The organism is Aquicella lusitana (genome assembly GCF_902459475.1).
Taxonomy (GTDB): Bacteria; Pseudomonadota; Gammaproteobacteria; order DSM-16500; family DSM-16500; genus Aquicella; species Aquicella lusitana.
On sequence record NZ_LR699114.1, the window covers coordinates 198,837 to 212,618 of the forward strand.

Annotated in this window: 11 protein-coding genes; 8 read left to right on the forward strand and 3 right to left on the reverse strand. The window is 46.6% G+C overall.

Features of this window, described 5'->3' with window-relative positions; genetic code table 11:
* Positions 1–34: 34 nt before the first annotated feature.
* Genes dut through AQUSIP_RS00905 form a run of 3 tightly spaced genes read left to right on the forward strand, consistent with a single transcriptional unit; the run spans position 35 to position 3,121 of the window.
* The gene (gene dut, locus AQUSIP_RS00895) at positions 35–517 is read left to right on the forward strand and encodes a dUTP diphosphatase (RefSeq protein WP_114834289.1); all 483 of its coding nucleotides are present in this window, start codon (positions 35–37) and stop codon (positions 515–517) included.
* A gap of 1 nt (position 518) precedes the next feature.
* A complete protein-coding gene (locus AQUSIP_RS00900) occupies positions 519–1,913 on the forward strand; it encodes a phosphomannomutase/phosphoglucomutase (protein ID WP_114834261.1) in 1,395 nt (464 codons plus the stop codon).
* Complete coding sequence (locus AQUSIP_RS00905; protein ID WP_170131787.1) at positions 1,910–3,121, forward strand: UbiH/UbiF/VisC/COQ6 family ubiquinone biosynthesis hydroxylase; 1,212 nt, start codon at positions 1,910–1,912, stop codon at positions 3,119–3,121. Before AQUSIP_RS00900 ends, AQUSIP_RS00905 begins: the two co-directional genes overlap by 4 nt.
* Positions 3,122–3,296: 175 nt before the next feature.
* Here AQUSIP_RS00905 and AQUSIP_RS00910 read toward each other — a convergent pair whose 3' ends face one another.
* Positions 3,297–5,282 carry a hypothetical protein gene (locus AQUSIP_RS00910; protein ID WP_114834259.1) on the reverse strand — a complete coding sequence of 662 codons (1,986 nt, stop codon included), beginning with the start codon at positions 5,280–5,282 and terminating at the stop codon, positions 3,297–3,299.
* A 198-nt stretch (positions 5,283–5,480) separates the two neighbouring features.
* Here AQUSIP_RS00910 and gcvT point away from each other — a divergent pair, with 198 nt between their 5' ends.
* The 4 genes from gcvT (at position 5,481) to gcvPB (ending at position 9,895) form a co-directional block, all read left to right on the forward strand.
* On the forward strand, positions 5,481–6,560 hold the full coding sequence (gene gcvT, locus AQUSIP_RS00915; protein WP_114834258.1) for a glycine cleavage system aminomethyltransferase GcvT: 1,080 nt from the start codon (positions 5,481–5,483) through the stop codon (positions 6,558–6,560).
* Between the two features lie 76 nt (positions 6,561–6,636).
* Positions 6,637–7,026 (forward strand): glycine cleavage system protein GcvH, encoded by a 390-nt coding sequence (gene gcvH, locus AQUSIP_RS00920; RefSeq protein ID WP_114834257.1) that lies wholly within the window; start codon positions 6,637–6,639, stop codon positions 7,024–7,026.
* 26 nt (positions 7,027–7,052) lie between these two features.
* Positions 7,053–8,447, forward strand: coding sequence for an aminomethyl-transferring glycine dehydrogenase subunit GcvPA (gene gcvPA, locus AQUSIP_RS00925; RefSeq protein WP_114834256.1), 1,395 nt, complete (start codon positions 7,053–7,055; stop codon positions 8,445–8,447).
* Positions 8,435–9,895: an aminomethyl-transferring glycine dehydrogenase subunit GcvPB gene (gcvPB, locus tag AQUSIP_RS00930; protein WP_114834255.1), complete on the forward strand. Its 1,461-nt coding sequence runs from the start codon at positions 8,435–8,437 to the stop codon at positions 9,893–9,895. Before gcvPA ends, gcvPB begins: the two co-directional genes overlap by 13 nt.
* 138 nt (positions 9,896–10,033) lie before the next feature.
* Here the strand turns inward: gcvPB and AQUSIP_RS00935 are convergent, their stop codons facing one another.
* A complete protein-coding gene (locus AQUSIP_RS00935; RefSeq protein WP_114834254.1) occupies positions 10,034–10,549 on the reverse strand; it encodes a hypothetical protein in 516 nt (171 codons plus the stop codon).
* Between the two features lie 60 nt (positions 10,550–10,609).
* Positions 10,610–11,389: a hydroxyacylglutathione hydrolase gene (gene gloB, locus AQUSIP_RS00940; protein WP_114834253.1), complete on the reverse strand. Its 780-nt coding sequence runs from the start codon at positions 11,387–11,389 to the stop codon at positions 10,610–10,612.
* 124 nt (positions 11,390–11,513) lie between these two features.
* On the opposite strand from gloB, the gene AQUSIP_RS00945 reads away from it, so the two are divergent.
* A complete protein-coding gene (locus tag AQUSIP_RS00945) occupies positions 11,514–13,772 on the forward strand; it encodes a cation:proton antiporter domain-containing protein (protein ID WP_232058609.1) in 2,259 nt (752 codons plus the stop codon).
* The last annotated feature ends 10 nt before the right edge of the window (positions 13,773–13,782 follow it).

Consider the following 13,782-nt stretch of genomic DNA (forward strand, 5'->3'; position numbering starts at 1 on the left):
GACTGAAAAATTAATGCAAGAGCAGCATGCGATGATGACAACACAACAACCTGAGCAGCATTCCCAGCCTGTGCAATTAAAGATTCTGGATCCGCGGATTGGGACCACCTTTCCGCTGCCGCGCTATGAAACAGCTGATGCTGCAGGACTTGATTTACGCGCGTGTCTTGAAACGGCGTTAACCATTGCTCCGGGCGAGACGCATCTCATTCCCACGGGGATATCAATTTATATAGGCAATCCGCATATCGCAGCTGTCATACTGCCCCGCTCGGGTCTTGGCCACAAACATGGACTGGTTCTCGGGAATCTGGTTGGGCTGATCGATGCTGATTATCAGGGCCCGCTCATGGTTTCCTGCTGGAACCGCGGTCAGTCGTCCTATACCATTACACCCGGCGATCGTATTGCCCAACTGGTTTTTTTACCCATTGTGCGTGCGCATTTTGATGTTGTGGATGATTTTGCCATGACTGCACGCGGTTCAGGTGGTTTTGGCCATTCAGGAAAAAATTAATATGCTGGCTGCCGCTTCCGTCACTACATTGCCTGCGTCTATTTTTCGTGCCTATGATATTCGCGGTATTGTAGGCGAAACGCTGACAGAAGAAATTGTCTTTCTCATTGGCAAAGCGGTCGGTTCTCTGGTGCGAGAGCGCGGAGAAAATCAGATTTGTATTGCACGGGATGGCCGTTTGTCTGGGCCGTCATTATTGAAAGCACTGAGCGAGGGGATTCTATCTTCAGGCTGCGATGTCATGAATATTGGCATGGCGCCTACCCCATTGCTTTATTATGCGACGCACGTGTTCGAAGGCCATTCAGGTATCATGCTAACAGGTAGTCATAATCCGCCTGACTATAATGGTCTAAAAATTGTCGTACAAAACACAACCCTTGCGGAAGAGCAGATTGAAGGGCTTTATCAGCGCATTATTACACAGCGTTTTAGCAATGGCAGTGGTACTTACCGTGAAGTCAATATTGTCGAACGTTATATTCGTGAAGTGACCCAAGGTGTTCAACTCGCGCGTCCTTTAAACATTGTCATTGATGCAGGGAACGGTGTGACTGGCATGATTGCGCCTGCGTTATTTCGCGCGCTAGGATGCAAGGTGCATGAGCTATTCTGTGAAGTGGATGGCACATTTCCCCATCATCATCCGGATCCCAGTCAACCTGAAAATTTACGACATCTGGTAAAGGCTGTGCACGATACGAATGCGGATATAGGCCTTGCTTTCGATGGTGACGGCGACCGTTTAGGTGTAGTGACCTGCAGCGGCGACATTATTTTTCCTGATCGCCTGTTGATCCTGTTTGCTCAGGCGCTCTTGTCCACACAGCCAAACGCAAAAGTAATTTATGATGTGAAATGCACAAACCATCTGGATACTATTGTTCGCGCCCTGCAAGGTGAGCCGATTATGTGGAAGACAGGCCACTCGCTCATCAAGGCAAAAATGGCTGAAACCCGTGCTGAATTGGGCGGCGAGATGAGCGGCCATTTCTTCTTTAAAGATCGCTGGTACGGATTTGATGATGCTCTATATGCAGGCGCCAGACTGCTTGAGATTATCGCAAAGGAAAAAAACAGCGACTTGTTATTTTCTGCTATCCCAAATAGCGTCAATACAACGGAACTGAAAGTATGGGTCAGTGATGAAGAGAAATTTGAATTAATGCAGCAGCTGATTGCCAGCGCAAATTTTGATGAAGCGAAAGATATCATGACTATCGACGGCCTGCGCGTGAATTTTGCTGAGGGTTGGGGACTGGTGCGTCCATCCAATACCACGCCTTACCTTATTTTGCGATTTGAAGCCCTGAATCAAGCTATTTTGGAAAAAATTCAGCTGCTTTTTCGCGAGTGGATGCTGTCTGTGAAACCGGATTTGGTGTTGCCGTTTTGAAAAAAGAATATGACATTGTTATTGTTGGCGGCGGCATTGTAGGTTCCGCGCTTGCTGCCATGCTTGCCCAGCAGACTGCTTTGTCTGTTGCCGTACTGGAAGCGCAGCCGAGCATTTCTGCCTGGTCTGCGTCTGCTTATTCCCATCGTGTCAGTGCTATCACGCTTGCATCGCAGCGAATTTTCCAGGCGCTTGATGTCTGGGAAGCAATACGGCAAAAACGAGTCAGTCCCTTTAACGGAATTCAGGTTTGGGATGCAAAAGGCAAAGGCGAAATTGAATTTTATAGCCGCGAGATTGCAGAACCTTTGCTGGGATTTATTATCGAAAACAGTGCCATGCAAAGTGCGTTAATAGAAAAAATACAACATCGCACACAGGTTGATTTTATTTATTCAGTCAATCTTGCAGAGATAGTAGATGGAGAGAGCGGCATTGAATTGATTGCGGATAATGGCGGCCGATTTTCCACGCGATTGGCGGTGGCAGCGGATGGAGCTTCATCCTGGTTACGCAGCCGGGCAGGGATTGAGGTGGAAAAATATGATTACGAACAGCATGCCATTGTTGCCACCGTACATACTGCGCTGCCACATCAGGATATTGCCCGGCAGGTTTTTCTGGAAACAGGGCCGCTTGCTTTCCTGCCTTTGTGTCCGTCTCACGCTTGTTCTATTGTCTGGTCGTTGCCGGTGGAAGAAGCAAAATACCAGTTGTCACTGGATGACGAATCGTTTAAACAAGTGCTGGCGCAAGCGTTCGACCATCGTTTGGGCGATATCCTCTCACTTGAGCGCCGTTATGCGCTTCCGCTGTATAGACAGCAGACACGGCAATACATACGACAGCATGTGGCGCTGGTGGGTGATGCCGCGCATACTGTTCATCCGCTGGCGGGTCAGGGCGTGAATATGGGCTTGCTGGATGCGGCGAGCCTGGCTGAAATCATTATTGACGCGCATCAGCAGCGAAGAAATTTTGCAAGCTTTGCAAATCTGCGTCGTTATGAGCGCTGGCGCAAGGCCGATAATCTCGCCATGTTAGCCGGGGTTGATATGATTAAAAATCTATTTGCCAGTGATAAAAAAACCGTCCGTTCCCTCCGATCGTTTGGACTCAGCATGACAAACTATTTGCAATGGATAAAAAACGGATTTACCCGATACGCTGTCGGCGATCGAGGCGGATTGCCACGCATTGCGACGTGAGATTCGTCTCCCTGTTATTGGGCTTTTGTCATCCTTCGCTGCGCTCACTACTGTCCGGTGAATTTCCGCCGGCCGTCGTCCCGCGACTTGTTCGCGGGATCCAGACGCCGCGAACAAGTCGCGGGACGACGAGAACAGAAATTTACCGGACAGTAATGTCGCTGCGCTAGTCCAGTTATAAGTACAGTTTTTTGCTATTACCCACATCGCATATTTTGCATAGTTCGTTTAGCTGCTCATACATGAGCTTAAGGTTTTTTTCTGGCGTATTGCTTTGCGAAAAGAGCACCACATTCGCATAAAGCTGGGAACCGTTTTTATCCGGCTTATTTAAAAATCGCTTTCTTATTAGCTGATCAAAGCCTTCGGTAGCTATCATGGCGACTTCAAGCAGCGTGATGGTTGGATTAGCGCTTGAAGCATTTTGTGCCTCTATGATTTTGTTAATCATGGTTTGATAGAGTCCGCGAAAACTGTTATTTGTCTCGGTTTTCAGTTTGTCACTCAATTCGTGCTGAATTTTTAGCAAGAGCAAATCCACTATTTCATTTCGAAAATTGGCAATGGGCATATTGCAATACTGAGCGGCGTCAGGGATTTCCTGCATTAATTTATCCAGGTCTTCCAGGTTATCTTCTTCTTTTAAATAGATCGTGAAAAGACGGCGTGCATAGACGCGTGTATGGAGAAAACTAATATTTTGCGCGTCTATTTCACCTGGCGCCAGGATGCCTTTTTTAATCCACAAGTAGAGGGTTGGGTGTGATTCGATCAATGCAATATCTTCGGGCAGGAGTTTGTTGAGTTGATCCACCGTGGCATATTGATTTCCCAGCAAGTAGGCAATTTTTTCTCCGCTTTCATTCGCAAGCACAGGTGAAATGCCCATTAACCTTGTCAAATCCATATTATGGTTTGTTACCAGCTCGCGAATAGTCGGCTTAGTAAAAAACCTGACATCAGCCTCATTTATTTTGCGCAGCCTCCACCAGTTTATCGAGCCTTTCATGTTCATGAAGTAAGCCATATAGGTGGGCGAAAGCAAGAGCGGTTTTATACACGACGGCAACCGCATCGCTTCTCGAAGAGCTATTTTTTTGTTAGCGGCCAACTTCAGCATTGGCGGAAGTAAAAGTAGTTTTCCTTGCGGCTCCGTAATAAAGCCCAAAGTATCAAGTTTGTTAGCGTCTTCTTGGAGAAGCGAGTAATAATAGTGATTGGATAGGACTTGTATGCCCCAGGGCGTCAGTGTTTTTGCCTTTTTGATGGAGCATAAACTGTTTTCGATTAAGCGCATGGCCAAAGGGGAAAGCAATATATCAGCTTGTTGGTCATCAAGCGGTATCAGGTCTGGAATAAGGGTAGGATGGTTTTTAAGTAGCTGAGTATAAAAGCGATGTGCCAGCAGTCTGTTGATGGGCGAATAAATCAAGGCTTCTTTGGTTTTGCTATTCAAATAATATAATTTTGATAGGTCACTTACGATGATTTTGGCTACTTCCTTTTCCGCAAATGCTTTTGCATCTTTTTTAAGTTTTTCCATAAACGCATCTTCCTCCGAATCCGAAGAGAGCACGGGGAAGAGTTCAAAATTACGGACAACAAGCGGTGTGAAGACAGTTGGCGGATATTCAACATCAATATGCAGATCAAAGGCAGGAGTAAGATCATACACATTCAATTCACGATCAATATCCATGGGGATCTTCAGACTTGCCTTATATATTTTCCCCTCCTCGATTTCCAACTCATAAGGATGGCTACCGCTATCGATTGCCATTTTTTCGCTCTGGAAGGGAGTAACATACTGCGATTGAGGAATGAGTGATAGGATGGTTGATAGATTAATGTGCGTGCTCAAATCGAGATGAGCGATCGTTGCGGCCTGTTGCAACTGTTGCAAGAGATATTGCGCCACATAGTGCCGCACTTCACCCAGTTTGGTATTGCTTCCCTGGTCTTCCAGTCGAAGGAAGGTGCTCTGGGGATTCACAAAGCATTGCCCGAGACGGAAATAAGGATGACTGTCATCCACTTCGTTCTTCAGGGCTTTTATTAATTCAGCAATTTGGGTTTGTAAAGTGGTTTTGTCTGTTGCAAAAGTGAGTAATTCATTGAGGGTAAATCGGATAGATTCTTCCTGGGCGGGTGATAGCGCCATTGTACTTTCTCCATGTATCAGGACAACAATAAATCCAATCATAATCAACTAAGCTTAAGGTAGGCTTAGCGAATGCGATTGTTGTTGATTATTTTTAAGGCAATCGCAGACTTTGCAATGACAGGCACTTCTACTTTACACAATGAAACGCTATACTCGTTTTCCTCTGCAAGCACCCATTAAGTAAGGGAAAATCACGTGGGCAAACATACACCTTTTTATGATTTACACCTCAAGGCAAACGCCAAGATGGTTGATTTCGCCGGATGGGACATGCCGCTTCATTACGGATCCCAAATTCAGGAACACCACCAGGTTCGCCAGCACGCCGGCATGTTCGATGTTTCGCATATGGGTGTGGCGGATATCCATGGCAGTGATGCCACGTCTTATTTGCGATTATTGCTCGCTAATGATGTAGACCGGTTAACGAATGGCAAAGCGCTTTATTCCTGCATGCTCAATGAAGAAGGGGGCGTGATTGATGATCTGATTGTTTATAAGGTCGCGGATGATTTTTATCGCGTTGTGATTAATGCGGGAACGCGCGAGAAAGATCTGGAATGGATGCGAAAGTTTGCCCAACCTTTTGATGTTCGCATCGAAGATCGGACGGATCTGGTCATGCTGGCTGTGCAAGGACCGGAAGTCAAAGACAAAATGGCGCAATTTTTGCCGCAGTACGCCGAGAAGCTCCAGCATTTAAAGCCCTTTCATTTTGCTATCGTAGATGATCTGTTTATTGCCCGTACCGGCTATACAGGCGAAGACGGTTATGAAATGATATTTTCCGCCAGCCTTGCAGCAGATTACTGGGAGAAATGGCTCAATTTGGGCGTTGTACCCTGCGGCCTGGGTGCGCGGGATACGCTTCGTTTGGAAGCAGGATTAAACCTTTACGGGTCTGACATGGATGAAACCGTGACACCGCTCGAATCCAATCTGGCCTGGACAGTGGTCATGGAACCTAAAGATCGGCGTTTCATCGGAAGAGATGCGCTGGAGAAACTGACACAGGAAGGTGTCAAACGCAAACTGGTCGGATTAGTCCTGGAAGGTCCCGGCATTATTCGCAACCATCAGAAAGTGGTGATGAATAGTCACGGAGAAGGCGAAGTGACGAGCGGCGGTTATTCGCCCACGCTGGATAAAAGCATTGCATTGGCGCGTATTCCGACGAGCGATATCGCAACTTGCCATGTTGAAATTCGCAATAAACAAATTCCGGCACGCATTATCAAGCCGCCATTTGTGCGCAATGGCAAAAAAATGTTTTGAGCTTTTGCTCTGCTCTCTTCCGTTTGGCGGAGAGAAGAAAGAGTGAAAGGAAGTTTATACTGGGAGTAACGTTGATATGAGTAACATACCGCAAAATCTGCACTATACAAAAACGCACGAATGGGTAAAAAAAGAGGATGAATTTATCACCATTGGCATCACCGATCATGCGCAAACGATGCTGGGTGATCTTGTTTATGTGGAGCTGCCTGCACCGGACAGCAATCTGGATACAGGTCAGGAATGCGCTGTTGTTGAATCAGTCAAGGCAGCGGCAGATGTCTACTGTCCTATCCCTGGCGAAGTCATTGAAGTCAATGAAGCCGTCATTGAAAACCCGCAACTCATTAATCAGGATCCTTATGGCAAGGGCTGGCTTTTCCGCGTGCGTCCTTTTGACAAAAGCGGTTCCAGTTTGTTGAATGCGGATGAATATTCAAAAGTAGTCGCTTCCGAGGCACATTAATCGGATCCATTATTCTGGAGACAAGCATGCCGTTTATTCCTCATACAGATCAAGATATCAAGGAAATGCTCGATACCATTGGCATACGCAATATAGATGCGTTGTTTGACGAGATTCCTGCTTCATTGCGTCATGCGCCATTAGACAGCATCCCAGCTGGGATGTCTGAAATGGAATTGGGTCTGCTCATGCGTGAACGAGCAAGACAGGATGGCGGTATGCTTTGTTTTATCGGTGCGGGTGCTTATGAACACCATATTCCCGCCGCAGTGTGGGATGTTGCAACACGCGGCGAATTTTATACGGCTTATACGCCTTATCAGGCAGAAGCAAGCCAGGGCAGTCTGCAGCTGATTTATGAATACCAAAGCATGATGGCCCATCTGATGGGAATGGAAGTATCCAATGCTTCTTTATACGATGGCGCGACCGCGCTTGCCGAGGCAATTCTCATGGCGGTACGGCTTTCCAAAAGCGATAAATCCACCATTTTAATGCCACGGACTGTGCATCCGCTTTATCGCCAGGCAGTCCATACCATCGTCAGCCAGCAAGCTATCACTCTAAAGGAAGTGCCGTATCAGCCGGAAACGGGGAAAATTAACATTCAGGCGCTCAAGGGATTAATCTCGGATGAAGTAGCGGCGCTTGTGATCCCGCAGCCTAATTTTTTTGGTGTGCTGGAAGATGTGGATGCGCTTGTGGAGCTTGCGAGTGAGAAAAACATTTTAACCATTGGCGTCGTGAATCCGATGGCCATGGCGCTGCTGAAACCGCCTGGGCAATGGGGCAAGAACGGTGTAGATATTGCGTGCGGCGAAGGACAGCCACTTGGCATTCCACTGGCGTCCGGCGGTCCTTATTATGGTTTTATGTGTTGTAAAAAATCACATGTACGCCAGATGCCGGGCCGCGTTGTGGGCCGCACGGTGGATCTTAACGGAAAACCAGGTTATGTCCTGACCTTACAGGCACGCGAACAACACATTCGCCGCGCCAAAGCGACTTCCAATATTTGTACCAATCAAGGTCTCATGGTCACCGCATCTACCATTTATATGAGCTTGATGGGTCCGCAGGGTTTGCGACATATCGCTGCGCTCTGTCACGACAAGGCGCGTGAAATGCAACAAACATTAACTTCGATTCCAGGCGTTTCTGCGGTTTTTAACGCGCCTTATTTCCATGAAATCGTGCTGCGAATCGATGCTGATGCTGAGCATGTGCTGCACGAACTGGCGAAGCGTCATATTCAATGCGGTTATGCGCTGAAACAAAGCTATCCCGAATTAGGGGACTGCCTGTTGTTGTGCGCGACGGAAACCAAGACCAGCGACGATATTAAATTGCTGGCTGAGCAGTTGCGTGATGTTCTGGGCAATGATGTTTTTAATGGAGGCAAACTGGCATGTCAGGCTTAATCTTCGAAAAATCACGCAAAGGTCGTTACGCCAAAGCGCAATGGCCCACTCAGGAAAGTGAAGCGTGCGATGATATCCCACCGTCGCTTTTGCGGACGGATGTGCCCTGTTTGCCGGAAGTATCCGAACTTCAGGTCGTGCGGCATTATACTAATCTCTCCAAAAAGAACTTTTCCATCGATACGCATTTTTATCCGCTTGGCTCCTGCACCATGAAATACAATCCCCGCGGCGTGCATCGCCTAACATCATTGGAAGGATTTTTGCAGCACCATCCTTTGTCACTGGAAGAAAACAGCCAGGGTTTCATGGCGTGTGCTTATGAATTGCAGGAAATACTGAAAACCGTCACCGGCATGAAGGAAGCGGCTTTATCACCCATGGCGGGCGCACAAGGTGAGTTTGCAGGTGTGGCAATGATTCGTGCTTACCATCGCGCGCGCAATGATTTGGCCCGCGATGAGATATTGGTGCCGGATGCAGCGCATGGCACCAATCCTGCTTCGGCTGTTCAATGCGGATTTAAAGTGCGCGAGATTCCAACCGATTCCGAGGGAAATGTTGACATCGAAGCGCTAAAAGCGGTGGTGGGGCCGAAGACCGCCGGCATTATGTTGACAAACCCTTCTACCCTGGGTGTCTTTGAGCAGAAGATTCAGGAAATTGCCCGCATTATCCATGAGGCAGGCGGTTTGCTTTATTATGATGGAGCGAATTTTAATGCCATTCTGGGAAAGGTTCGTCCAGGTGACATGGGTTTTGACGTGGTCCATCTTAACTTGCACAAAACTTTTGCGACGCCGCACGGCGGCGGCGGTCCTGGCAGCGGCCCGGTGGTCGCTAACGAACGGTTAGTGCCTTATCTGCCCGTGCCGCGTGTAGCAAAAGAAGGACGTCGCTATCGGTGGCTGACAGAAAAAGATTGTCCGCAAAGCATAGGACGTCTGTCAGCCTTCATGGGCAATGCAGGAATTATTATGCGCGCGTATCTCTATGCGCGGCTCCTTGGCAAGGAAGGATTAAAACGCGTTTCCGAATTTGCAACGCTGAATGCCAATTACCTGCAGGCTCGTTTAAAAGCGGCCGGCTTCACTCTTGCTTACCCCACTCGTCGGGCAAGTCATGAATTCATTATTACCTTGAAGGGTGAAAAAACGTTGGGCATTACTGCGCTGGATGTTGCCAAGCGCTTATTGGACTACGGTTTTCACGCCCCAACGATGTACTTTCCCTTGCTGGTACCGGAATGTCTGTTGATTGAGCCCACGGAAACGGAAACCAGAGAAGTGCTGGATGCCTTTGCCGACGCTTTAATTCAGATTCTGGAAGAAGCAAAGCAGAATCCGAGCCTTTTGAAAAATGCACCTCATACCTTACCGGTACGCAGACTGGATGATGTCAGGGCGGCAAGAGAGCTTGATTTGGTGTATAAGCCAGAAGAAAAATAAAGCGGATGGTGTTGTTAAGAGCCATTTTTAATAAGTCATGCCAGCGCTCGCTGGCATGACAAACGTGCGATTTACTCCGGGTATCCAGAAAATTTTGAATTATTGTACGTTGGTTGAAGGTTAAGAAAAGAGGAAATGCTATCTTAACGAAACGACTGGTTTAGCGCTTTTCTTTTCTTGTTGTTCATTTTCCTGTGCTGGCTGAATAATTTTGGTTTCGGGAAATTTCTCTTTTATAATTTTCAAGGCGATATCTGCATTTTTCTTTACCATAAATTTGATTGCCATGGCTGTGCAAAATAAACCAGTCACCGGTTCCGTAATACCCATGTCAATGTTTTGTTCTCGGGCGGCTTTTTTTAGCATGGAGAGAATGAGGGAGCCATTATTGTATTCGCCGATAGACGTGTTGCCGTCGGAGATAGCTAACGTCTTATTATCGATGAGCTTAACAGTAGTTATACAGTTTTTCATGGGTATGGACCTTGTTGATCGGTTAATTCTCATACTGGATTTTGGCCATTTTACAAAATGCTCGATAATGCTGTCATCCTGAGCGTAGCGCATTACTGTCCGGTGAATTTCCGCCTGCCGTCGTCCCGCGACTTGTTCGCGGGATCCAAACGCCGCGAAGCGGCGAGAAGCAGCATCCATAAAACCCTTTAAATGTTTGCTGGATCCCGCGAACAAGTCGCGGGACGACGAGGAGAAGTTTTAAACAAAGTTGTCTTTCCATCGGCGCAGAGAAGTAAACACAGCCACAGGGTTTTTGAGAGAACTACCGTCGTGTTTTTCAGCGCTGGTAATGATTTCAGGCACATCACAGCGTAAAAACGGATTGGTCGCTTTTTCTTCAGCGAGGGCACAGGGGAGAGTGGGAAGGTCTTTTGCTCTCAGATGTTTAACGTGTTCTAAGCGTTCATAAATTTTTTGATTGTCCGGCTCCACCGCTTCGGCAAAGCGAAGATTGGCGAGTGTATATTCATGTGCGCAATAAATTTTTGTGGTATCAGGCAGCGCTGCTATTTTTTGCAGGGAAGCGTATAACATCTCGGGTGTGCCTTCAAATAATCTGCCGCAACCTGCAGCAAAAAGTGTATCGCCACAAAATACACTGTCTTGTGCATAATAGGCGATGTGGCCGAGCGTGTGTCCCGGAATGTCTACTACCTGCAAGGTTAGAGGAAAATGATCAATAATAATTTCGTCCTTTTCCTGCACTTTGTGGGTGACCCCCCGAATAGTTTCCTTCGCTGGGCCATAGACGGGTACGGAATAGAGATTGCTAAGCTCAACAATGCCATTGGTATGATCCCAATGATGATGAGTGACAAGTATGCCGACAGGTAATAGATGATGTTGGGTTATATAGTGAATGACAGGTGCGGCTTCACCCGGATCAACAATAAGGACATGGCGCTGATGCTGATCAATGAGCGCCCACACATAATTATCTTTTAGAGTGGGAATCGGGTGGATAGTGATGTGTGCCATATTATCCTCCTGGATATAATTTGATTATACACCAGACCTACCTTGGTTCATGTTTCCTGTTACCCACTACCATTCCCCTTATCGGCTGCATAATCTTTTCCTTCATGGTCTGCCATGGAGTAGAATGAATAAAGGCAAAAAAATAGGCTATATCGAGCAAGGACAGGGATGGACGATGCAAGAAGTAGCACCACTTATTTATGACCTCGCAGTGATGCTGGGGGTGGCAGGTATCGTTGTTTTATTATTTCAACGTATCCATCAACCCGTTGTGTTGGGTTATCTTGTTGCTGGAATGATTATCGGGCCGTATACACCGCCTTATGCCTTCATCAATGATGTTCCGAACATCCAGCTACTTTCAGAATTGGGTGTTATCTTCCTGATGTTTTCACTGGGCTTGGAATTCAGCTTTCACAAGCTGAAGCGGGTAGGTTTTTCTGCATCCATGGTGGGCTTGATTGAAGTCGTGCTGATGTTCGTTATCGGCTATATCGCAGGAAAAATCCTGGGTTGGCCTCACTATGACTGTCTCTTTCTCGGTGCGGCGCTCTCTATCTCCTCTACTACTATTATCATTAAAGCTATAGATGAACTCAAACTTAAAACCAAACGTTTTGCTGAGCTGATATTCGGCGTATTGATCGTTGAAGACTTGTTGGCAATTTTACTGCTGGTAGCACTTTCGACTGTCGTAATTACCAAGAATATCTTTTCATTCAATATGGTTATTGCGGCCATCAAGTTGATTATTGTCGTTGGAGGATGGTTCTTGATCGGCTATTTTTTAGTGCCGCCTTTATTCCGAAGAATAGCAAATTATATTAGTCAGGAAACGCTTACGATTATCTCTGTTGCTCTATGCCTTTTTTTAGTCTGTGTGGCAGCTTATTTTCACTATTCCACTGCGCTCGGCGCTTTTATCATGGGATCCATCCTGGCGGAAACCGTGCTCATACGCCGCATCGAGGAATTAATATGGCCCATACGGGATATTTTTGCGGCTGTTTTTTTTATTTCCGTCGGTATGTTGATTGATACGAGAGTGATTGTCGATCAGTGGCAAGCGGTATTGCTGATTACTTGCGTAACGATTCTTGGAAAAATTTTGACAACAAGCGTGGGCGCGCTGTTAACAGGACAAAGCTTGAATACTTCCCTGCGAGCAGGTTTTAGCATGGCGCAAATCGGGGAATTTTCATTTATTATTGTCGCACTCGGCGTTGCATTGCAGGTGACTGGTAATGCACTGTATCCTATTGTTGTTGCGGTCTCAGGCATTACTACCTTTACGACACCCTACCTTATTCGCTTTTCCAGTCACATCAGTGATTCCATAGAAAAACGCCTTCCCGAGCGCACTAAATATTTTCTTGATGGATATTCGGCATGGGTTTATCGGACGTTAATCGTCACACAAGAAAAATCCCTTTTCGGTAAAACGACAACACGCTTAATTATTAATGGCATGATAGTAGCGATTATCTTTACTTTTATCGATCAGGTTGTTTTTCCCCGATTCATCCAGTTCGTTCCGAACTTATGGTTGAGCAATATCATCTGTTTGCTGATTGCATTGGCAATCGCGTCACCTTTTATCTGGGGTATGCTGTTTTCGTTTAGAGCAGCAAATATTCCCAGCTATGCAAAAACCTATTTGAATCCTGCCGTGTTTATCATTTGGTTTATCACGTTATCGGAACTCGCGATTTTAAGTATTGTTTTTTTTCATACCTGGCTAACCATTGTCCTGTTTGTCTGCATCGCAACGGTTTTCTTTTTGGTTTCCTACAAACAGCTTGAGCGATCTTATCACTGGTTTGAAAAGCAATTGGTAAATAACATAGGAAAGGAAAATGCCAGCAATTTGAAGTACGAAGAGCTTGCCCCCTGGGATACGCATCTGGTTGAAATTGAAGTCGGCGAATTATCGCCGTTTGCTGGTAAATCGGTAGGGGAGTGTCATATACGCCACACCTACGGCATTAATATTGTCGCGATTTGCCATGGATTGCAGGTGATCCCGGCGCCGCGAGGCGAAGAAAAAATACAGCCAGGTGACAAACTGATTGTGCTCGGCAACGATGAGCAAATTGATTTATTTAAGCAGCAAGCTGAAATGAAAGCGAAGGTAAAAGAGCCGGCTAGCCTGCTGGCTAATTTCACTTTGCAAGCCTTTCTATTGGATAAAAAGCATGCGCTGGTTGGCCAGTCGATTCGCGCATCCCATATAAGGGAAAGTGTTAATGGAATTGTAGTGGGTCTTGAACGGGATAATATACGTATACTAAATCCTGATCCGGAAACGATTCTAAAAGCGGATGATCTTTTGCTAGTGGTAGGCGAAGCAAACAAAATTAAACGATTGGATTTTCGATCCTAAATACGAAGGG